This window comes from Actinoalloteichus sp. GBA129-24, assembly GCF_001941645.1.
Classification (GTDB): Bacteria; Actinomycetota; Actinomycetes; order Mycobacteriales; family Pseudonocardiaceae; genus Actinoalloteichus_A; species Actinoalloteichus_A fjordicus.
Genome location: NZ_CP016077.1, coordinates 1,932,182 through 1,953,219, shown reverse-complemented (window position 1 = coordinate 1,953,219; position 21,038 = coordinate 1,932,182). Strand labels below are relative to the sequence as shown.

General features: G+C 70.8%; 16 protein-coding genes. 11 read left to right on the top strand and 5 right to left on the bottom strand.

What is annotated here, in order from left to right:
* The first annotated feature begins 77 nt into the window (after positions 1-77).
* The 3 genes from UA75_RS08840 (at position 78) to UA75_RS08830 (ending at position 4,694) form a co-directional block, all read left to right on the top strand.
* A complete protein-coding gene (locus tag UA75_RS08840) occupies positions 78-2,231 on the top strand; it encodes a DUF262 domain-containing protein (RefSeq protein ID WP_075739842.1) in 2,154 nt (717 codons plus the stop codon).
* 499 nt (positions 2,232-2,730) lie between these two features.
* Positions 2,731-3,276 carry a gluconokinase gene (locus tag UA75_RS08835; RefSeq protein WP_075739841.1) on the top strand — a complete coding sequence of 182 codons (546 nt, stop codon included), beginning with the start codon at positions 2,731-2,733 and terminating at the stop codon, positions 3,274-3,276.
* Entirely contained in the window at positions 3,273-4,694 is a 1,422-nt protein-coding gene (locus UA75_RS08830) for a gluconate:H+ symporter (protein ID WP_083683039.1), read from the top strand. Before UA75_RS08835 ends, UA75_RS08830 begins: the two co-directional genes overlap by 4 nt.
* 64 nt (positions 4,695-4,758) lie before the next feature.
* On the opposite strand, the gene UA75_RS08825 is transcribed toward UA75_RS08830, so the two are convergent.
* The gene (locus tag UA75_RS08825; protein ID WP_075739840.1) at positions 4,759-5,307 is read right to left on the bottom strand and encodes a hypothetical protein; all 549 of its coding nucleotides are present in this window, start codon (positions 5,305-5,307) and stop codon (positions 4,759-4,761) included.
* Between the two features lie 205 nt (positions 5,308-5,512).
* Between UA75_RS08825 and UA75_RS08820 the strand changes: the two genes are divergently transcribed.
* Both UA75_RS08820 and UA75_RS08815 read left to right on the top strand, forming a co-directional pair.
* Positions 5,513-6,196 carry a response regulator transcription factor gene (locus UA75_RS08820; protein WP_075739839.1) on the top strand — a complete coding sequence of 228 codons (684 nt, stop codon included), beginning with the start codon at positions 5,513-5,515 and terminating at the stop codon, positions 6,194-6,196.
* 10 nt (positions 6,197-6,206) lie between these two features.
* On the top strand, positions 6,207-7,511 hold the full coding sequence (locus UA75_RS08815; protein WP_075739838.1) for a sensor histidine kinase: 1,305 nt from the start codon (positions 6,207-6,209) through the stop codon (positions 7,509-7,511).
* Positions 7,512-7,593: 82 nt separating this feature from the next.
* On the opposite strand, the gene UA75_RS08810 is transcribed toward UA75_RS08815, so the two are convergent.
* Positions 7,594-8,019, bottom strand: coding sequence for a MarR family winged helix-turn-helix transcriptional regulator (locus tag UA75_RS08810; protein ID WP_075739837.1), 426 nt, complete (start codon positions 8,017-8,019; stop codon positions 7,594-7,596).
* 60 nt (positions 8,020-8,079) lie between these two features.
* Between UA75_RS08810 and UA75_RS08805 the strand changes: the two genes are divergently transcribed.
* The gene (locus UA75_RS08805; protein WP_075739836.1) at positions 8,080-8,547 is read left to right on the top strand and encodes a MarR family winged helix-turn-helix transcriptional regulator; all 468 of its coding nucleotides are present in this window, start codon (positions 8,080-8,082) and stop codon (positions 8,545-8,547) included.
* A 132-nt stretch (positions 8,548-8,679) separates the two neighbouring features.
* Here UA75_RS08805 and UA75_RS08800 read toward each other — a convergent pair whose 3' ends face one another.
* Entirely contained in the window at positions 8,680-11,454 is a 2,775-nt protein-coding gene (locus UA75_RS08800) for a bifunctional GNAT family N-acetyltransferase/acetate--CoA ligase family protein (protein WP_075739835.1), read from the bottom strand.
* Between the two features lie 482 nt (positions 11,455-11,936).
* Positions 11,937-13,148, bottom strand: coding sequence for an acetoin utilization protein AcuC (locus tag UA75_RS08795; RefSeq protein ID WP_075739834.1), 1,212 nt, complete (start codon positions 13,146-13,148; stop codon positions 11,937-11,939).
* A gap of 296 nt (positions 13,149-13,444) precedes the next feature.
* Between UA75_RS08795 and UA75_RS08790 the strand changes: the two genes are divergently transcribed.
* On the top strand, positions 13,445-14,086 hold the full coding sequence (locus UA75_RS08790) for a hypothetical protein (protein ID WP_198042970.1): 642 nt from the start codon (positions 13,445-13,447) through the stop codon (positions 14,084-14,086).
* A 581-nt stretch (positions 14,087-14,667) separates the two neighbouring features.
* Here UA75_RS08790 and UA75_RS08785 read toward each other — a convergent pair.
* Positions 14,668-15,519: a sulfurtransferase gene (locus UA75_RS08785; RefSeq protein ID WP_075743568.1), complete on the bottom strand. Its 852-nt coding sequence runs from the start codon at positions 15,517-15,519 to the stop codon at positions 14,668-14,670.
* 410 nt (positions 15,520-15,929) lie between these two features.
* Between UA75_RS08785 and UA75_RS08780 the strand changes: the two genes are divergently transcribed.
* From UA75_RS08780 to UA75_RS08765, 4 genes are all read left to right on the top strand, one after another.
* A complete protein-coding gene (locus UA75_RS08780) occupies positions 15,930-16,622 on the top strand; it encodes a metal-dependent transcriptional regulator (RefSeq protein WP_075739832.1) in 693 nt (230 codons plus the stop codon).
* Positions 16,619-17,869 (top strand): galactokinase, encoded by a 1,251-nt coding sequence (galK, locus tag UA75_RS08775; protein WP_404799967.1) that lies wholly within the window; start codon positions 16,619-16,621, stop codon positions 17,867-17,869. The genes UA75_RS08780 and galK overlap by 4 nt, the downstream gene beginning before the upstream one ends.
* Positions 17,870-17,931: 62 nt before the next feature.
* Positions 17,932-18,894 carry a UDP-glucose 4-epimerase GalE gene (gene galE / locus UA75_RS08770; protein ID WP_075739831.1) on the top strand — a complete coding sequence of 321 codons (963 nt, stop codon included), beginning with the start codon at positions 17,932-17,934 and terminating at the stop codon, positions 18,892-18,894.
* Positions 18,895-18,897: 3 nt separating this feature from the next.
* Positions 18,898-20,961: an alpha/beta hydrolase family protein gene (locus tag UA75_RS08765; protein ID WP_075739830.1), complete on the top strand. Its 2,064-nt coding sequence runs from the start codon at positions 18,898-18,900 to the stop codon at positions 20,959-20,961.
* Positions 20,962-21,038: the final 77 nt, after the last annotated feature.

Below are 21,038 nucleotides of genomic sequence, written 5' to 3'. Positions count from 1 at the left end.
TCACTCCATCGAGGGAGCCGACGATCTCTTCGATTACACTCCGTCGTCGAGATCACAATGGTTTCGGAGGGGTCGCGGTGGCGCAGAGTCCGGTGGAGGGCCGAGGGGCCACGGTCCAGGAACTCCTGAGCAACAAGAAGTACAAACTGGACTACTACCAGCGGGAATACAGCTGGTCCCGTAAGGACGTCGTCGCGCTGCTCCAGGATCTGGAGCGGCGGTTCATCCGGGAGTGGCGGCCGACGCACTCGCGCCGAGAGACCATCGGATACGCGCCCTACTTCCTTGGTCCGATCGTGTGCTATCAGACCCCGGATGCCGCATTCCTCGTCGACGGACAACAACGTCTCACGACGCTGCATCTGATCGTCGTCTACCTCCGCAGGCTGCTGGAGGAACAGGATCTCGATCAGGACGCCAAGGGTCTCGACCCGATGATCTACAGCACCCGGCACGGCGAGACGACCTTCAACATCGACATCCCGGAACGCAACGAGGTGCTGAACGCGTTCCTGCGCGGCCTCGCTCACACACTGAGCGCCGATGCCAGTCTGTCGGTGCGCAACCTGTACGAGCGGGCCCGCGACATCGAGGAGGACTTCCCCGCGAGTCTGCGTGACGAGGCGCTGCCGTTCTTCCACGACTGGCTGCTCGACCGGGTCTGTCTGGTCTCCATCGACGCGCTCGACCGGGAGCACGGCTGGGAGATCTTCGAGACGATGAACAACCGGGGCGCCCGGCTGAGCCCGGTCGACCTGCTCAAGAGCTATCTGCTCGCCAGGGCCGAGACCGGCAGACGCCAGTTGAACGACCTCTGGCGGCGGATGATCGCCGAGTTGTCCCGGCACGGTGTGGACACGCCGAGCGAGTTCGTCAAGGCCGTGCTGATCGCGAAGTTCGCGGCGTTCGACGCCGACAGCACCGACCCGGTGGAGATCGACCGTGGCTTCCACGAGTGGGTACGCAAGAACGAGGCTCGGCTGGAGCTGCGGACCGCGGACGACTTCCGGGCCTTCGTCGAGTACTTCCTCGTTCCGCTGAGCAGGCAGTACAGCGCGCTGAAGGACGCTGCGGCGATGCTCGTCCACGGGATGGAGGCCGTCTTCCACACCGCACGGCTGGAGGTCGTCGACCCCCTGCCGCCGATCCTGTCCGCGCTGCGCCCCGACGACTCCGACGAGGTCTTCGAGGAGAAGAGCAGGCGCATCGCGGGCTACCTCGATCTGGCCACCACACTGAAGATCGTCAACAACCGAAGCCTGCTGCCCCACCAGGTGCGCCCGGAGGTCGACGAGCTGACCGTGCGGCTGCGCAGCGCCGAGGGCCTGGAGGGACTCACCGGGCTCCTGGAGGCCGAGGCGGCCACGCTGCCCGACGACTTCTCCGGCGTGGACCGGCTCAGTCTCCAGCCGGGCAACTGGGCTCAGGTGCGCTACGTGCTCGCCAGGCTGACGTCGTTCGTGGAGGTCGCGTCGGGCCGTCCCGACCTGATCGCCGTCTACCTCGACGATCCGCAGCCCTGGGAGATCGAGCACGTCTGGCCGCGCGCCTTTCCGCGCTACCAAGCCGAGATCATGACGACCGAGGCGTTCGAGGACTTCCGGGAACGGCTGGGCGCGCTGCTGCTGCTCCCCGCCGGGGATCGGCTCCCCGACGAGCACACGACGAAGATCGACCACTACCGCGAGCAGAATCTCCTCGCGGCCTCGTTGCATCCCGAGACGCTGGCCGCCGAGCCCGAGTTCGCCCGGTTCGTGGCCGAGCACGACCTCAGCGAGGCGTTCCGTCCCTGGCCGGATCACTTCGGGCTGGATGCCATCCAGATCCGGCAGCGCCTGTACCGGCGGCTGTGCGAGCTGATCTGGCGCCCCGAACTGCTGGGGCTGCGGCCGGAGAACACCCCGCCTAACCGGGCCACCGTGAAGCGCAGCCGACGCAAAGCGCGGTACGGCGTGGAGATCGCCGACCTCATCGAGGCCGGGATGATCGAGGACGGCACCGAGCTCTACGGCCACCGGAAGAAGCACACCTACACCGCGCGAGTCACCGAGGGCGGCCGAATCCGGCTGCCCAGCGGGCAGACCTTCGACTCGGTGTCCCGGGCGGCTGCGGTCGCGCTGAACGTCAAGGCCTGCAACGGCTGGGACTTCTGGCGGGCGGGCTCGGACGCCACGGGCACCCTGCTCTCCGATCTGCGGCGCGACGCGCTGCAACAGGGTCTGATGGAGTAGAGCGGCCTCGACCAGGTGCAGGCGGGCCTGCCGTCGAGCACCGGGTGGTGGACCGTCGACGTGGTCGGGACGCCCGCAGGCGGGTCGGGGCGGGTCTCGACCCGGCTCGGTCCACGCACGTTCCTGCTGTGTCGTCCGAGGCTGTTCCCGCTGCTACCGCAGGCAGAAGCCCGGCCGCCCGGCAGCAGAGTCGACCCGCGAAACGACCGAGACTCGCCCGCCCGGACCGTCGTCCGGCCCGGGTTCGACGGCGGAGACACCCGGGGCGCAGGGTCGACTCGCCGGGCGGGCCGCCGTCCGGTCGACGATGCCCGACTCTGTCACGCTCGGGTCGCGACACTCGACCGCCGTCGGGGCGGGCGGGGTCGACGGAGTCCGGGCCGTCTCGCCGGTGCTGGGCGAAGTCTCGCCGCCGCTCTGGTGTCGCGCCCGGCTGATCGAGGAGACTGCTTGGGGTGTGGCGTCTCCGCGCACCCGGCAGCCAGAGTGAGGAGCACGGATGTCCGCAAGGGAGCGGTCCTCGACCATCGTGGTGGTCATGGGCGTGTCCGGTTCCGGCAAGACCACGATCGCTCGATCTCTTGCCGAACGTCTCGGAGTGACCTACTCGGAGGCAGACGAGTTCCATCCGCCGGAGAACATCGCGAAGATGGAGTCCGGCGTCCCGCTGAACGACGAGGACCGGCTGCCGTGGCTGCGGTCCATCGCCGCGTGGATCAGCGAGCAGGAACGGGCAGACGTCAGCGGGGTCGTGACCTGCTCTGCCTTGAAGCGCTCCTACCGTGACCTGCTGCGGACCGGCAACGACGGCGTGTGGTTCCTGCATCTGGCAGGCAGCCGCGAGGTGATCTCCGATCGACTGGCCGGCCGCACCGGCCACTTCATGCCCGCCTCGCTGCTGGACTCCCAGTTCGCCGACCTCGAACCGCTGGAGTCCGACGAAGTGGGCTACACCGCGGACGTCTCCGAGGATGCCGAGGTGATCGTCGACCGTTCCCTCGCGGCGCTGAAGGCCGCAGGACGTAGGGAGGCCGATCTGACATGAATCCGGCAGTGAACGCCTTGACGGCACACGCCGATCTCTTAGCGCAGGGCGGCGGCCCGTGGACCGGGCACGACACCCGGCTGGTCACCGCGGCCCTCGTCGGGATCGCGGTGATCGTCGTCTTGATCACCTGGCTCAAGGTCCATCCGTTCCTGGCGCTGACCCTGGGCGCAGGCGCGCTCGGATTCATCGCCGCCATGCCCGTCGCCGAGATCGTCGAGACGTTCAGCGCGGGGCTGGGCAGCACGATCGGCGGCGTCGGAGCGCTGATCGCCCTCGGCGCGATGCTGGGCAGACTCCTCGCCGACTCCGGCGGCGCGGACCGGATCGTGGACACCATCCTCGGCCGGACCGGAGCACGTGCCCTGCCCTGGGCGATCGCGCTGGTCGCGGTGATCATCGGACTGCCGATGTTCTTCGAGGTCGGCGTCGTGCTGCTGATCCCGGTGGTCCTGCTGTCCGCGCAGCGCAGCGGGCAGCCCCTGATGCTGATCGGCATCTCCGCGCTGGCAGGCCTGTCCGTGCTGCACGGACTGGTCCCGCCGCATCCGGGCCCGCTGATCGCCATCGACAGCCTGGAAGTGGATCTGGGGCTGACCCTGGGATTCGGGCTCTTGGTCTCGCTGCCAACGGTGGCCGTCGCGGGACCGCTGTTCGCCCGCTACGCCGCCCGCTGGGTTCAGGTGAGCCCGCCTGCCCATCTGCTGCCCCGCTCGGCCACCGACACGGCCGACGGCGAGGCACCGGCCCGCAGGCCCGGCTTCACCGCGACGCTGATCACGGTGCTGCTGCCGGTGGTGCTGATGCTGGGCAAGGCCATCGGAGAGATCTGGCTGACGGAGGGCAGCACCGTCCGTACCGGGCTGGACTTCCTCGGCACCCCGCTGGTCGCGCTGCTCGTGGCGACCCTGGTGGCGATGTTCACCCTGGGTCGGGGCGCGGGCTTCGGTCGGGAACGAATCACCGATGTCTTCGGTGCCTCGCTGGGACCGATCGCGGGCATCCTGCTCATCACCGGCGCAGGCGGCGGTTTCAAGGAGACCCTGGTGCAGTCCGGAGTCGCCGACATCATCACCCGATATGGCCAGGACGCCGCACTCTCGCCGCTCATGCTCGGCTGGCTCATCGCGGTGGGAATCCGCCTGGCCACCGGTTCGGCGACGGTGGCGACCATCTCGGCGGCCGGGATCGTCGCGCCGTTGGCCGCAGGCCTGGACCCGGCGCAGGGCGCGCTGCTCGCGCTGGCGATCGGCGCGGGCTCGTTGTTCTTCTCGCACGTCAACGACACCGGGTTCTGGATGGTCAAGGAGTACTTCGGGATGACCGTCGGGCAGACGATCAAAACCTGGTCGGTGATGGAGACCATCATCTCGGTCTTCGCCCTGGTCTGTCTGCTGCTGCTGGATCTGGTGGTCTAGCCGGAGCATCGAGGTCGGCGCGGCGGCGCGGCCGGGGCAGGGTGCCCCGGCCGCCTGCCCGTGCTCAGTCGTCGATGGACGTCCGGTGCGAGAGCACCCCGCCGGAACAGCTCAACAGCACCTCGACGTCGAGCTCCTCGGACTCAAACTGCACCGTGACGGCGCCCACAGGCTCATCGTCATCGTCCTCCCGCTCGATGTCGACCGAGAATCCCTGCGCGGGAGTCTGCGTCACCAGCAGCACGTCGTCGGCGTCCCCGCACCGAGCGGTCACCATGCCGCCGTCGGTCTCGATCAGCTCCGGGCTGGGCGGCGAGACGTCCTCGGCAGGCGACGTCGGCTCGCTCGGCGGCGACGGCGACTCCGACGGACCGTCGGACGTCGCGGGCGGCGCGCCGGGCCCCCCAGGATCGTCGGCGTTTCCGGCGGCAGCCGCCGCAGCGAGTCGCCCCTGGACCTCGGACTGGCTCAGCGGACGAATCACCGACTCGGTGATTCCCGCGCCGATGGCGCTCAGGGCGGCGACGCCGACTCCGGTCGCCACCACTGCGGCCACCGTCCAGCCCACGATGCCCAACGCCGTCCTGCCCTGTGCGGGTCGCTCCTCGGTCATGTCGTCACCTTGGCTCGGAGATGGTTAAGACGACACTAAGGCCTGCCTAGCGCTCTCCTCGGCTCGACTCGTCTCCGCCCGGCGTCAGCCGATTCGATCGGCGATCGACGCGGCCGTGATCGTCGAGGGTTAACACGCGGCTAAGGCGGGCTTAGGGCTTGTCCGGGCCGTCCGCGGAGCCGAGATCCTCGGTTAGCGTTCCCGGGTGGCTCATCTACTGCTGATCGAGGACGACGCGACGATTCGCACCGCGCTGACGCGTGCGTTGACCGAGCGCGGACATGCCGTGGCCTCGGCCAGGACCGCGATGGACGGCCTGTCGCAGGCCGTCGCCGATCGCCCCGACCTCGTCGTGCTCGACCTGGGGCTGCCGGACATGGACGGTCGCGAGATGCTGCGGATGCTGCGGGCGGTCAGCCGGGTCCCGGTGATCGTGGCCACGGCCCGCGACGACGAGACCGAGATCATCGCCGCACTCGATGCGGGAGCCGACGACTACCTCACCAAGCCCTTCGGGGCAGGTCAGCTCGACGCGCGCGTCCGGGCCGTGCTGCGCAGGGGCAGCGAAGAGGACGAGGACCCGACGGTGACCGTCGGCGGCCTGCGGGTCAATGCCAGGGCCAGGGAGGTCGAACTCGACGGGAGACGACTGGAGCTGACCCCGCGCGAGTTCGACCTGCTGCACTACCTGGCGACCCGCGCGGGCGAGGTGGTCAGCAAGCGCGAGCTGCTGACCGAGGTCTGGCAGGTGCCCTACGGCGGAGCGGACAAGACGGTGGACGTCCACCTGTCCTGGCTGCGCCGGAAACTCGGCGAGACAGCCCAGAACGCGCGTTATCTGCACACCGTGCGCGGGGTCGGCGTGAAACTCGCCGCCCCGCAGGGATGAGGAGACCCCGATGAGACGTCGACTGGCGATCCTGGTGGGGACCACCACCTCACTCGTCCTGGTGGCATTCCTGATCCCGCTCGCACTGTTGATCCGCACCTTCGCCGAGGACCGCGCGGTGCACGCGGCGACGGTGGAGGCGCAGTCGTTGATCTGGGTGGTGGCCAACAGCGATGCCGAATCGCTGGACCGGGGGATGCGAACCAACGGCCTGGCGGACCGGCCGGTCAGCGTGTTCCTACCCGACGGCACGGTCGTCGGCGAACAGGCGGCACCCACGGATGCGGTCGAGCTGGCCATGTTGGGCCAGAGCCTGTCGGCCGAGACCCCCGAGGGGCGAGAGATCCTCTTCGCCACCGTCGACGCGGACGGCCGCACCGCGGTGATCCGCACGCTGGTGACGACCGAGGAGATGGGCCGAGGAGTCACCCGATCCTGGTTGATCCTGCTCCTGCTCGGCGTCGCGCTGATGGCGGTCAGCGTGCTGGTCTCCGACCGGATGGCCCACTCCCTGGTCCGTCCGACCCGCAGGCTCGCCGACGTCTCCCACCGGCTCGCGGCCGGTGAGATGGACGCACGGGCCACGCCGGAAGGCCCGCAGGAGTTGCGCGAGGTGGCGGGCGGGCTCAACCATCTCGCGAGCCGGATCAAGGAGCTGCTACGAGAGGAGCGGGAGACCGTCGCGGATCTCTCTCATCGGCTACGCACCCCGCTGACCTCGATGAAGCTGGAAGCCGAAGGGCTGAACGATCCGGCGGAGGCCCGGCGGATCAGCGCAGCGGTGGCCGAACTGGAGCGCGCGGTCAGCGAGATCATCGGCGACGCCAGGAGGCGAGCCGTCGAGACGGGAGTCCATCCGCTGCCGACCTCCTGCGACGCCGCGGCAGTGGTACGGGATCGCGTGCAGTTCTGGTCCGTCCTCGCCGAGGACACCGAGCGGCCGGTGGAACTGGATCTGGCCCTGGGACCAGTGCCGGTCCGCCTCATCGAGGCAGACCTGGCTGCCTGCGTCGACGCACTGCTGGGCAACGTCTTCGCACACACCCCCGACGGCAGCGCCATCGCGGTCCGGCTGCTCGCCTGGCCCACCGGCGGTGCCCGGCTCGTCGTCGCCGATGCCGGGCCGGGCTTCGCCGAGTCGACGAACGGCGACACCGGCCCGCTGCGACGCGGCGCCAGCGGTGCGGGCTCCACCGGACTAGGTCTGGACATCGCTCGACGTACCGCCTCGGCCTCCGGCGGGACGCTGAGCCTCGGAGTCTCGGCCTGGGGCGGCGCTCAGATCACCCTCGACCTGGGGCCGCCGACCGACTGATCACCACGAGTCTGCCTGGACCGATCCGCTGTCGGATCGGTCCCGGTCTCGTCTGAGACGGAAGGGGCGCCGAGGCCTGGCGTCACGACGACGAGACGTCGCGCCCGGCGATGTTCCCCGCCATCCGGCGCAGCACTCGCAGCGTCGTCCGGTAGTCCTCCTCGGTCACTCCCGAGGAGGACACGCGTCGGAACTCATGGGCGTGTTCGGCAGCCGCGCTCCAGACGGCGACGCCGTCGGCGGTGATCGTCCAGCGGTCCGCCTCGTCGGCGATCCAGCCGCGGTCGGTCAAGTCGTCGAGGAGGTCATGGGCCTCGACGACGGTAGCGAAGGGCCGCAGTTCGACCAGCAGTTCCGCCGTTTCCCTCGGCCTGGCCCGCAGGGTGGAGAGCACCTGCCACTGACGCCGAGTCACGTTCGCCGTCGCCAGCGCGTCATCCAGCCCGGCCTCGATGAGCTGATCCAGGTGTTTGAGCCAGAAGCCGATCGGCGTTCGTGCCTCGTCCATCACGGTCCCCTTTTATTGTAATCTGACAACTAGTTGCACGATGATATGTGATGGGGGCCGGTGAACGAGCAGGTAGCGGCCGTCGAACGGGCCATGGTGATCATCCGAAGAATGCAGAGCCGCCGGATGATCGGGCGGCTCGCGGGCCGCAGCGGTGCGGGCGGCATACCGACGAACACTGCGGGCTTCGAGGTGCTCGATGCCGTCGAGGCCGCCGAGCTGGACGGACGACAGATCGGCGTCACCGGCGTCGCGTCGGCGCTGGCCGTCGACCAGCCGAGGGCCAGCAGGCTGGTCGCCGACCTGGTCACGGCCGGTCTGCTGCGCCGCGAGGCCGATCAACGGGACGGGCGACGCACCGTGCTGATGCGCACGGCCGAAGGGCAGGCGGCTTCTGTCGTCGCGCATCGGTTTCGCCAGAGCGTCCTGGCCGCCGCGATGGCCGACTTCAGCCCGCAGGAACAGGCCGACTTCGCCCGACTGTTGACCACGTTCGTCGGCAGACTGCCCACCGTGCCCGCTCCGTAGCCGTACCGGCCCGCAGCCGGAGCGGCCACGCGGCGCCGGGCCCGACTCGTACGGCCCCGCCTGCCGCGCAGTCGCCGAGTCCGGTGCCTGGCGGGTGTGCTCCCCATCGCAGGTCGACCCGGCCGAGCGAGATCACCGAAGACGGCGCGGCCCCAGATCCGAGGTCGGCTCCGGGCCGAGCACGATCCGAGCCCCCGCGACGAAGGCGCCCGACGCCGAGGACAGCACCGGTTCCAGGGACAGCGCACGGACGGACTGCACGTCCTCGGCGAGTGCGGAGACACGGGAGACCAGGTCGGCGAGGGCGACCAGATCGGACGGCTCGCCGCCCCGGTATCCCGTGAGCAGCGGCGCGGCCTTCGGCTCGCGGATCACCGACTCGACGTCCACGTCGGTCAGCGGCACCGCCCGGTAGACCAGGTCGCCGAGGAGATCGCTCGCGATTCCGGACAGCCCGAAGGACAGCAGCGTGCCGAAGGAGGGGTCGTCCTGTAACCCGATCACACAGGACACGCCGGCCGGTGCCATCCGCTGCACGTACACCCCGGAGTCCGGGGACACCGCCCGCAGGCTCTGATACGCCGCGCGCACCGCGCTCCGGCCGCCGAGGCCGAGCCGAACGCCGACCAGGTCCGGCCGATGCCGCAGGCGCGGGTCGGCGCTCTTCAATGCCACGGGAAAGCCCAGCTCGTCTGCGGCATCCAGCGCCTCCGCGATCGACCCGACCAGGGTGAACGGCACCACCTCGATGCCGTAGCAGCCCAACAGCTCGCGCACCCGGCTGTCCGACAACGTCACAATGCCGGGACCGGGGCGAGTGGTGGAGCCCGCCGCCACCGGCGTGGTCGGCGCCGCATCGGAACGCGGCCCGGCGCCCGTGGCCTGTTCCGGACCTGCCTGCGTTCGCCAGGCGTCGACGAGAGCGGCGGCCCGGTCGGTCTCGAGGCCTGTCTGCCTGCGGGGCTCGCCCTGCGGCGCCGACCGCCAGCGGGCATGGCGAGCGGCCCTGGCGAGGGCGGCCACCGCGCGTTCCGGGCTCGGATACGACGGCACCGAGCCTCGACCCGGCGAGCCGTCCGGACCGAGCACGGCCAGCTCGTCCGGGATGCCCTCCACCGCGAGGAACGTCGAGACGACGGGCTTGCGCGTACCGCCGGGCGGCTCGGACACCACCTCGCGCAGGGCACGGGCGTAGGCGCTGCCCGGCACCGCGATGGGCGGGACGAACACCGCCACCAGTGCGTCGACCTCGGGAGAGCCGATCGCCGCGCGCACCGCGGCTGCGAACTGCTCCGGCGTGGCGGCGGCGCCGACGTCCACCGGGCCGCCCGCGAGTTGCAGGCCCTCGGCCAGTGCGACGTCGGCGGCGAGCAGGCCGAGCGCGGTGGAATTGCCGACGACGGCCACCCGGTCGCCTGCGGGCAGCGGCTGATTCGACAGGACGAGAGCTGTGTCGAAGAGCTGGGCCAGCGTCTCCACCCGGATCACCCCCGACTGCTCGAACAGGGCTGCGACGCTGGTCTCGTCCACCGGCACCGACGTCGCCGCCAACGCGGGCGGCCCGGAGTGTCGGCCAGACTTCACCGCCACGATCGGCTTGGTTCGGCCGAGTCTGCGGGCCAGCCGCGCGAACTTGCGGGGATTGCCGAAGGACTCGAGATAGAGCAGCACCACGTCGGTGCCCGGGTCGGTCTGCCAGTACTGGAGCAGGTCGTTGCCCGACACGTCGGCACGATTGCCCGCCGAGACGAAGGTCGACAGGCCCAGCCCCCGCCCTGCGGCCGTGGCGAGGATCGCGGTGCCCAGCGCGCCGGATTGACAGAAGAAGCCGACCCGCCCCACCCTGGGCAGTCCGGGCGCCAACGTCGCGTTCAATCGGACCCCGACGTCGTTGTTGACCACACCGAGGGCATTCGGGCCGACCACACGCATGCCGTGGGCCCGAGCCGCGCGGACCAGCCGCCGCTCCGCGCCCAGGCCGTCCTGCCCGGTCTCGCCGAAGCCCGCGCTGATCACCACGAGCGCCTTCACGCCCTTGGCCAGGCAGCCGTCGAGCACCTCGTCCATCCGCGCGGCGGGCACCGCCACCACCGCGAGATCGACCTCGTCCGGGATGTCCACCACGGACGGGTAGGCCCGGACTCCCCGGACCGAGCGGTGCTCCGGATTGACCGGATAGACCGGCCCGGCGAAGTCCGCCGCGAGCAGATTCGTCAGCACCGCGTGACCGATCTTCGCGTGATCGGTGGAGGCACCGATCACCGCAACCGACCTGGGATACAGCAGGTTGTGCACGCTGCGGGCCTCGGCTGCCTGCTCACGAGCCCTGACGACCGCCACGGACCGTTCGGTCGGATCGATGGTGAACTCCAGGTGCAGGACCCCTTCCGCCAGCTCACGGCGCACCAAGTACCCCGCCTCGCGGAACACCGAGACCATCTGGACGTTCTCCGCGAGGACCTCGGCCTCGAAGCCGCGCAGGCCGCGCTCCCTCGCGGCGGCGGCCAGATGCTCCAGCAGGATCGAGCCGAGGCCGCGCCCCTGGTGATCGTCCTCGACGACGAACGCCACCTCCGCCGAGGCACTGCCCGGCAGTCGGTCGTAGCGGCCGACGGCGACGATGTCGTCGCCGAGCAGGGCGCCGAACGCGACTCGCTCGTCGTGGTCGACCGTGCTGAAGCGCCGGACGTCCGAGGCGGGCATCCGGGGGTAGGCGCCGAAGTAACGCAGATAGCGGGTCCGCTCGCTCATCCGCGAGTGCAGCGCCACCAGCAGGGGTCCGTCCTCGGGTTCCAGCGGCCGGAGGTGCACGGTTCCGCCGTCGCTGAGCACGACGTCGGCCGCCCAGTGTCGAGGTGCTCCCGGCGCCGCCTGCGGCACCTCTCGTCTCCCGGACTCGGACTCCATCAGCCGCTGCCCTCCCTCGTCGGCCGCCGCGCGGGTGGCGACGCGGCAGGCATCGCCGCACGCACGGCGCGTCCGGCACCGCCCCACCAGCGCGGCGGATCACGCATCCAGCCACGCTCGGCCAGCCGCACCAGCGCCGCGCCACCGCAGCGCCCGCGAGCTGCCCGCCGCCCGCCCCGGCCACCACCGTGGCACGGCGACGGCGGGTCGCCAACATCTCCGACCCCGCGCGACCGCCACGGGCGGCCCGTGGAACAGCGAGGACCGCACCATCACTCCTGCCCGGGCCGCGGATCGGCGATACCTCGACGACACGATTCTGCGCCGCATCGCCTGCCGTCGGCGAGCCCACGACGGCGTCGGACCGGCGCCGCGTCCTGATTCCCGAACAAGGCGGCTGGCCCCTCCGGACGGGCTGGAGATCCTCGGCCCGCGCGCATCCGAGGAGACCGGCCTCGGGTTGCCCGAGTCGGCAGGACCCCTCAGTCCCGTCGGTCCTCCGGGTCCAGTCCGAACAGGGGGAACACTGCCCGACGCGTGGCCAGCAGAGCACGGTCGACCCGATGGGACACCTCGCCGTCCCACGCAGGGAAGCCCGCGTCTCCGGACGCGTCGCCATGCCCGTCATCGCTCATCGAGACGGGGATGGGTGTGTCCGGCGGCGCGAGCCGTGCGGCATGGGCACGCCACCCGGCGGGAATCGTCGTCTCCGGGGCGAGGTCGCGGTCCAACAGCACTGCAAGCAGGTGGGTCCAGGACCTCGGCACCACGCGGAACGGCGAGTATCCGCCGCCGCCGAGGGCCAGCCAACGTCCCCCCGCGTGCGTCTCCGCCAGGTCGCGCAGCGTCCGATAGATCGCCCGGTGGCCGTCGACGGTCAACGCCAGGTCCGCCAACGGGTCCTCCCGGTGAGTGTCGACACCGCACTGCGTGACGAGCAGCTGAGGTTCGAACGCCGCGAGCAACGACGGCACCACCGCATGGAAGGCCCGCTGCCAGCCCGCGTCGTCGGTCCCCGGCGGCAGGGCCAGGTTCACCGCCCGGCCCTCGGCGCCGGGACCGCCCACGTCGGCAGGACCGCCCGTCCCCGGCCACAGTGTCATCGGATGCTGGTGAACAGACATCGTGAGCACGCGCGGGTCGTACTGAAACGCGGCCTGGACCCCGTCACCGTGGTGCACGTCCACGTCCAGGTAGGCGATGCGCTCCAGCCCCTGATCGAGGAGCCACGCGATGGCGGCCACGCAGTCGTTGTAGACGCAGAATCCCGCCGCGCGATCGGCCATGGCGTGATGCAGCCCGCCCGCGATGTTCACGGCGCGGTCGACGCGGCCCTCGACGATCTCCCTGGCCGCGGCGACCGAGGCGCCCGCGATCAGCGCCGACGACTCGTGCATGTCGGGGAAGATCGGATTGTCCACCGTGCCGAGGCCGAATCGGGAGGGGAGTTCGGATGCGGGCTCTGTGTCGATCGCGGAGGCGGCACGCACGGCGGCGAGATACTCGCGGTCGTGAATCGCGGCAAGCAGCGTCTCGTCGGCGGGGACGGGCCGAACGAGGGAGATCCCGTCGAGAACGCCCAGCTCACGCGCCAACCGCATCGTCAGGTCGAGTCGGACCGGGGTGAGGGGATGGGACTCGCCCATGTCGTATCCGAGCAGATTCTCGTCCCACACGATCGCCGCCGACGCCACCGGCCGACCGTACCCCGCTCTGTGCGAGATACGACGGCGAGATCATGCGCTCCCAGGCAGGCGACAGGCGAGCCTGCGCCGTCGCGAAGCGCTCATCCTCGGCCACGCTGGGTCGGAGTTCGCCGATCGGCATGTGAGGTGACGGGGTCGTCGGCTACCGTCTCAGCGATCCTGCCTGCCGCTGCGGTTCGGCGAGGTCACCCACGGTGCCGAATCCGGTGATCAGCTCGACGGAGTTCGCTCCAGACGTCGTGAAACCGAATATGCTCGGCGCCCGTCTGAAAGGTATGCGCGCCATGTCTCAGCGAAGCCTGACCACCGCGATCAGCGCCGTTCTGCTCGTTCTCGGCTTAGGAGCGTGTGCCACGCCGGTGGCAGGCACCGCGTCTCCCGCACCCGGCGCGGGCGGCTCGCAGACCAGCGAAGACGATTCGGGCTCGGGAGGCGACGAGGCCACCACACCGACGATCCCGATCCCGGACCCCACCACCCCGACCGCGGACGGCGGTGGCAGCGGTGGCGGCGATGCGAAGAGTCCCGAGGCCGTCCCGGGCTACTGCGACCTGGTGGACGTCGCCGAGATCGAGGCAGCCGTCGGCTCGCCGAGCGTGACCGACCCCAGCGACTACACGACGATCTGCTCCTATTCCATCGACCTGGACGGGACCTCCCTCAACTACCTCGGCTTCGGGGCCACCTACTGGGGCGAGGACGTGACGAGCGAGGAAGAGGAGCCAACGGAGATCCTGGGACGCCCTGGTTACCGCCTGGTCACCGAGGGTCGTTGCGAGGTCGGCGTCGTCGTCAATGAGGACCCCTCGGTGCTCCTCAACACGATCTACGTCGACCTCGACACCTGGGGGACTGTCGAGCGGGACCTCTGCCCGGAGGCCGAGGCGATGCTTCAGCTCGTCTACGACGCGGTTCCGGCAGCCTGATCGTCGACTACTGCGGTTCTACGGTGCACCGGTTCCGACCGCGATCGTTCGCGGTCGGAACCACCTCGTGATTCGCGCGTCACGGGTCGAGCACAGTTGACGTGCTCGGGCTCCGTCCCGTCGTCGGCGTGGTCCGCCTGGTCGGGCCTCGACCGACACCGCGTTGGACACCGACCAACCCCCGACGGCGGCGCCCGCGTCGGCCGACACCTCGATGACGGCGTGTTCGTGATCGCCGTCGGAGGCGTCACCGTCGGCCGACCTCGCCCTTCCCGCAGGTGAACGAACGGCTGACCGCCCGGAAACGCCCGGCCGGTCAGCTGAACCGTCAGCCCCGCTCGGTACGGCAGGACCGCTGCGCCATGCGCACCGGCCGGTGTCCCCGCCCGGACGGTCGGTTCTGCCGACCGGCTGCGCGTTCGCTGCCCACGCTCGTTTCCAGCCCGACTCCTGGGCCGGTCCGGGCCGCCCAGGTCCCACCGACCGCATCAGACCCGCCACGTCCTCGGACGCGGGCGACGTTCCGGCTCGCCCGGCACCTGCCACGGCGTCGATGCGGTCGGCTGCGGCGAAAGGCGATGTCAGCGGGGCGACTCCCCCAACGCTGCCGGGCGCTGCGGCTGCCCCGCCCATTCCGACCAGGAACCCGCGTAGAGGGCGGCAGGCCGGTCGGGGGCGCTGAGTCCCGCAGTCTCCAGCGCCAGCAGCACCGAGCAGGCGGTCACCCCTGATCCGCAGTAGGCACCGACCGGCGTGGTGCCGGTGACGCCCAAGGCGGCGAAGTGCTCGGCCAGCTCGGCGGGAGAACGCCAGCGACCCGACTCGTCGAGGTGCTCGGCGAACGGGGCGTTCCGCGCACCAGGCACGTGGCCGGGCCTGGCATCCACCGGCTCGACCTCGCCGCGATAGCGCTGTGGCGCTCGCGCGTCCAAGAGCACGCCGCGCTCGGTGAGCTCCTCGGCACCGGCGGCGTCGAGCACCGGCAGGCTCCCCGCCCGAACCACGATGTCGCCCGGCGCGGGGTCGGGAACGACGGCGGTCACCTCGCGTCCCTCGGCCGTCCAGGCGGCGAACCCGCCGTCCAGCACCGAGACCTGGTCATGCCCCGCCCAGCGCAACAGCCACCAAGCCCGCGCGGCCACCGAGCCGTCGGCGGCGTCGTAGGCGACCACCCGGCGGCCTGCGCTGATCCCGGCGGACCGCAGCACGGCCTGGAGGTCCTCGGCGGCGGGAAGTGGGTGTCTCCCCCCGGACCCCGGTGGGGCGGCGAGATCGCGGTCGAGATCCAGGAAGACCGCGTCGGGCAGGTGACCCGCCTGGTAGGCGAGGCGGCCGGGCGGCCCCGTCAATGCCCAGCGCACGTCCACCAGCACCGGCGGGTTCTCGCCCGCCATCGCCTCGGCCAGTTCCTCGGTACTCACCAACGGCTGCACGCTCGACATCTTCGCGGAACGGGACCGCACAGGTCCACCTCGCCACGCCTGTGTATCGGGCCGAGCCGGTCGGCACCCGCCCCTACGATGAAGACGGAGGACAGCCGTCCCTCGTCATGCGTCGCGATCCACGGCACGCGCGAAGCAGTCGGGGCGGGGTGGTGACGGAGGAACAGACCACGACGGCGTCACGGCCGAGAGGCGGCGACGCCGACGACCAACGCGTCACATGACGAGAGAACAGGGAACAAGGACAGGCTCTAGGATGTCGTGGTAGCCGGTAGCGCGGTCCCACCGCTCGCGTGTCAAGGTGTCGCCTTTCTCGCGACCCCCTCCTGGCGACTCGACCTCATTCTCCGCGACGAACCACGACTGCCACAAGCTCTAGGACTTTCAACAGGGGAGCCGGCGTGAACGAGCTCATCGACACCACCGAGATGTACCTGCGCACGATCTACGACCTCGGCGAGGAGGGCGTGATCCCACTGCGCGCTCGCATCGCGGAACGGCTGGGACAGAGCGGGCCCACCGTCAGCCAGACGGTGGCCAGAATGGAACGGGACGGGCTGCTCATCGTGGCCGAGGACCGCCACCTGGAGCTGACCGGAGCCGGGCGGGAACGCGCCGAGGCGGTGATGCGCAAGCATCGCCTGGCCGAGCGCCTGCTCGTCGACGTGATCGGGCTGGAATGGGAGCACGTGCACAGCGAGGCGTGCCGCTGGGAACACGTGATGAGCGAGGCGGTCGAACGCAAGCTCGTCACGCTGCTGGGCAACCCCACCACCTCCCCGTATGGAAATCCGATCCCCGGTCTAGACAAGCTGGGCGTCGGCGAACCCGCGCCGCCGATGGAGACCGACCTGCTCCGGCTCGACGAGATCGCGCGCCGGGGCGGCGGCCAGGCCCAGGTCTGCCGGATCGCCGAGTACGTGCAGCTCGACCCCGACCTGATGGCACATCTGAAGGCGGCGGGCGTCATGCCCGACCGAGTGGTCACCGTCTCCTCCGCAGGCGGATCGAACGAGATCAAGGTGACCGGACCCGGCGGTAGCGCCCTGCTCGCCACCAACATCGCTCACGCCGTGCTGGTGCGCGCCCTGTGAGCACCGACGTCCACGCCGAGGAGTCAGTCACCGTGCCCGCCGACTCCGCGGACGCCGCCCAGCGTGCCGTCGCGGCCTTCCGCGCCCGACACGGGCACGCCCCCGAGGTCTGCTGGGGTGCGCCCGGACGGGTGAACCTCATCGGTGAGCACACCGATTACAACGACGGCTTCGTGCTGCCGTTCGCGCTGCCGCACCGCACCGTCGTCGCGGCCTCGGCCCGAGACGACGGACTGTTGAACCTGACCACCGTCGGGGCCGACGGCAGGCCACAAATCGCCGAGCCGCTGCACATCGCCGAGCTGGAGCCCGGGCACGTCACGGGTTGGGCGGCCTATCCCGCAGGCGTGGCCTGGGTCCTACGAGAGGAAGGCGTCCGACTCGGCGGCGCCGACCTGGTGATCTGTGGCGACGTCCCGACCGGCGCGGGCCTGTCCTCCTCGGCGGCGCTGGAGTGCGCCACCGCGCTGAGCCTGCTGGACCTCGCAGGCACGCCGCTGGACGGACCGGCAGACGACGCGCGTCCGGACCTCACCCGGATCGCGCGCTGGGCGCAGCGCGCCGAGAACGACTTCGTCGGCGCGCCGACCGGCGTTCTCGACCAGACGGCGTCGCTGTGCTGCACGGCGGCGCACGTCCTGTTCCTGGACGTCCGCTCCGGCGAGCAGATCCAGGTGCCCTTCGACACCGCCGCGCACGGCCTGCGGCTGCTGGTCATCGACACCCGGACCCGCCACGCGCACTCGGAGTCGGGGTACGGGGAACGGCGACGCGGCTGTGTCGCGGCTGCCGAGGCCCTGGAGATCGAGTCGCTGCGCGAGGTCGCGCACAGCGGACTCGACGTGGCGACGGCCCGCCTGCCCGAGGAGCTGCGGCCCCTGGTCCGCCATGTGGTGACCGAGAACGCCAGGGTCGAGTCCGTGGTGACAATGCTGACGGAGGGCAGGCTCGACATGATCGGCCCGCTGCTCACCGCTTCGCACGAGAGTCTTCGCGACGACTACCGGGTCTCCAGCCCCGAGCTGGACCTCGTCGTCGAGTCGGCACTGGCTGCGGGCGCCCTGGGCGCCCGGATGACCGGAGGCGGGTTCGGAGGGTCAGCGATCGCCCTTATACGGTCTGCGGCACAGGCGGAGGTCGAGGAGTCGATCATCGCCGCGTTCGACGAGCGCGGGCTGGCACACCCCCGGTTCTTCGCGGCGCTGCCCTCGGCAGGCGCAGGCCGCGAGGAGTCGTCAGCAGGCTGACCGGCCACCCGTCCGCCTCGGCCGAACGCTGTCCCGCGAGGCGTCAACGGAAGGCTGGAAACGTGAAGCTGCTGGTGACAGGTGGAGCCGGATACGTAGGCAGCGTCTGTGCGGCGCGGCTGGTCGAAGAGGGCCATGAGGTCGTGGTGGTCGACGACCTGTCCACCGGCCACGCCGACGCCGTACCCGAGGGCGCCACATTCGTCCAGGCCGATCTGGCCGAGGCGGCCGACGACCTCTTGGCCGAGGGGGTCGAGGGCGTCCTGCACTTCGCGGCGAAGTCGCTGGTCGGCGAGTCCATGACGGACCCGGCGAAGTACTGGGACGGCAACGTGGTGACCTCGCTGCGGCTGCTCGCGGCCGTACACCGGCATCGTGTTCCTCGGCTGGTGTTCTCCTCGACGGCCGCCACCTACGGCGAGCCGGAGCAGGTGCCGATCCCCGAGTCGGCCCCCACCCGCCCCACCAACACCTACGGTGCCACCAAACTGGCGATCGACCACGCCATCACCTCCTACGCCAACGCCCACGGTCTCGCGGCGGTGAGCCTGCGTTACTTCAACGTCGCGGGCGCCCACGACCGGTTCGGGGAGCGACACGCCACCGAGACGCACCTCATCCCGCTCGTGCTCCAGGTGGCGTCCGGTCTGCGGGCCCAGGTGTCGATCTACGGCGACGACTGGCCGACCGAGGACGGCACCTGCGTCCGGGACTACATCCACGTGACGGACCTGGCCGATGCCCATCTGCTCGCGCTGCGGCACGCCTCGGCGGGCGAGCACCGGATCTACAACCTCGGCAACGGCACCGGCTTCTCCGTCAAGGAGGTCATCGACGCCTGCAGGCGTGTCACCGGGCACGCCATCCCGGCCGAGCTCGCCCCCCGCCGCGCGGGCGACCCGGCGACGCTGGTGGCGGCCGCCGACCGCGCCCGCGCCGAGCTGGGCTGGAAGCCGGAGCGTCCGGACCTGGACACCATCGTCGCCGACGCCTGGCGGTTCACCCAGGGCCGGATCGGCGCCTGATCGATGACGACTTCGAGTCTCGCCGAGCCGCCTGCGGACGACGCGGCAGGCACGTTCCTCGATCTCGACCGCTTCGTGGCCGTTCCCCGCCTCGGATCGCTGGCCGTGTCGCCGACCGGAGATCGGCTCGTCACCGTGGTCAGCGAGCTGACCGGGGACGGCAAGACATGGCAGGGCGCGCTCTGGGAACTCGACCCCGCAGGGCAACGACCTGCCCGGCGTCTCACCAGGTCGGCCAAGAGCGAGTCGAGCCCGGTCTTCAGTCCCGACGGCTCGCTGCTGTTCGTCTCCGCTCGCCGCGATCAGGAGGCGTCCGGCTCGCCGCAGGACACGACTGCGGCAGCTGCGCTCTGGCTGCTGCCGCCGACGGGTGAGGCCCGGCAGGTCTTCGCCCCGTCCGGCGGTGTCCAGGCCGTCCAGGTCGCCGCCGAGACCGGCCGGGTCGTCGTCGCGGCCGCCGTGCTCCCGTTCGTCGACTTCGGCGAGGCCGACGAGGAGAAGCGCAAGGCCCGCGAGAAGGCCGGTGTGACGGCGATCCTGCACGAGTCGTATCCGGTGCGGTACTGGGACCACGACCTCGGCCCGGCGCACACCCGTCTGCTGGCCGCCGAGGGTGTCGACGCGGACGCCGGTCGGCTCGTCGACCCGCTGGACCTGACGCCGGACTCCACCGGCAGGATCGCGCTGCCCGGGCTGATCAGCCCGGACGGCACCCTCGTCGCCCACGGACTCCGCGTCGACGTGTCTCCGCAGGCAGGCAGCCGCAGCGCCGTCGTGGTGCTCGACGCTGGCACCGGGGCGACCACGGCATCCTTCGAGACGGAGGGCGCCTCCCTCCGGGTCGCCGCCTTCGCCCCCGACTCGGCCGCAGTGTTCTGTCTGCGTCAACTGGAGGCCAGCGCCGACGAGCCGCCGGATGTGACTCTCGTCCGTGCCGACCTCGCCACGGGTGAGCTGACCGATCTGCTGCCGGACTTCCCGTTCCGCCCGGAAGAGGTGGCGGTCGCCCGCGACGGCCGAAGCCTGTTCCTGCTCGCCAACGTGGCAGGCCGCAGGCCGGTGTTCCGCCTCGATCTGGAAGACGGTCGACTCGACCGCCTCACCGGCGAAGGTGCGTACTCAGACCTCCAGCCCGGCGCCGATCCCGGTGTGCTGTTCGCCTTGCGGTCGTCGATCGACCACCCGACCCAGCCGGTACGGATCGACACGATCCGCACCGAGCAGGACCCGGTGCGGCTGCCCGCGCCGGGCGCAGTGGCCGAGCTGCCCGGAACCCTGACCGAGATCGAGACCACCGTCGACGACGGCCGCACCGTGCGGGCCTGGCTCGCGCTGCCCGTCGGCGCAGACGCACAGCACCCCGCTCCCCTGCTGCTGTGGGTGCACGGGGGACCGATGATGAGTTGGAACACCTGGACCTGGCGGTGGAATCCGTGGACGGCCACCGCTCGCGGTTACGCGGTGCTGCTCCCCGATCCCGCGCTGTCCACGGGATACGGCCAGGACTTCATCCGAGTGGGCTGGCGGCGGTGGGGGGCTGCTCCGTACACCGACCTGATGGCGATCACCGACGCGACGGTGGAACGGCCGGACGTGGACGGGCGGCGCACTGCGGCGATGGGCGGCTCCTTCGGGGGGTACATGGCCAACTGGATCGCCACCAGCACCGACCGGTTCGACGCCGTGGTGACCCACGCGTCGTTGTGGAACATCGACCAATTCTCCGGAACGACGGATGACGGCTACTTCTGGCAGCGCGCACTGGGTGATCCGCTGACCGAGCCTGCGGTGGTGGCGGCGAACTCGCCGCATCTTCGGGTCGCCGACATCCGCACGCCGATGCTGGTGATCCACGGCGACCGGGACTATCGGGTGCCGATCGGCGAGGCCCTTCGGCTGTACCACGATCTGGCTCGGCACGGCGTGCCCGCCAGGTTCCTGTACTTCCCCACGGAGAACCACTGGATCTTGACTCCGGGCAACGCCAAGGTCTGGTACGAGACGGTCTTCGCGTTCCTCGCCGAGCGGGTGCTCGGCGACTCGTGGCGACGTCCCGACCTGCTCTGACGTTCTGTCGCCGCCCTCGACGCAGACGCCGGACGCAGGCGATGAGGGCGGCGACCAGTCGGGCCGCGAGACGACGA

Coding starts and splice junctions, on each gene's coding strand:
- UA75_RS08765 (WP_075739830.1), top strand. CDS start 18,898: ATGACGACTTCGAGTCTCGCCGAGCCGCCTGCGGACGACGCGGCAGGC.
- UA75_RS08800 (WP_075739835.1), bottom strand. CDS start 11,454: ATGGAGTCCGAGTCCGGGAGACGAGAGGTGCCGCAGGCGGCGCCGGGA.
- UA75_RS08825 (WP_075739840.1), bottom strand. CDS start 5,307: ATGACCGAGGAGCGACCCGCACAGGGCAGGACGGCGTTGGGCATCGTG.
- UA75_RS08810 (WP_075739837.1), bottom strand. CDS start 8,019: ATGGACGAGGCACGAACGCCGATCGGCTTCTGGCTCAAACACCTGGAT.
- UA75_RS08835 (WP_075739841.1), top strand. CDS start 2,731: ATGTCCGCAAGGGAGCGGTCCTCGACCATCGTGGTGGTCATGGGCGTG.
- UA75_RS08790 (WP_198042970.1), top strand. CDS start 13,445: ATGTCTCAGCGAAGCCTGACCACCGCGATCAGCGCCGTTCTGCTCGTT.
- UA75_RS08830 (WP_083683039.1), top strand. CDS start 3,273: ATGAATCCGGCAGTGAACGCCTTGACGGCACACGCCGATCTCTTAGCG.
- UA75_RS08815 (WP_075739838.1), top strand. CDS start 6,207: ATGAGACGTCGACTGGCGATCCTGGTGGGGACCACCACCTCACTCGTC.